The following is a 270-nucleotide window of genomic DNA, read 5'->3' on the forward strand; positions in this document are numbered from 1 at the left end:
GCCAGTCGGGTAGGGCGGCAATGGAGGGCAGCCCCGCATCGGGCGTGGCCGCGGCGCGCTGCAGAGCGGTATCGCGATACTTGCCGGTCTGTACCAGCAGCCCCCGTATGCCTGCTGCTTGCGCACCGGCTACATCGCTGTCGATGTCGTCGCCGACCATGAGGCACTGCGCGGGGGCGAGTGCCATATCTGCTGCCGCCAGTTGGAAGAAGGCCGCGTTGGGCTTGCCGACCACGGTGGCTTCGACCTGTGCGGCGTATTCGAGCCCGG

1 protein-coding gene is annotated in these 270 nt (G+C 68.5%); it reads right to left on the reverse strand.

The window, feature by feature from the left end:
- A partial coding sequence (locus SB754_RS20470; RefSeq protein ID WP_410784196.1) for an HAD-IA family hydrolase occupies positions 1 to 270 on the reverse strand: 270 nt, incomplete at both ends.

The organism is Leifsonia sp. SIMBA_070 (genome assembly GCF_046534635.1).
Taxonomy (GTDB): Bacteria; Actinomycetota; Actinomycetes; order Actinomycetales; family Microbacteriaceae; genus Leifsonia.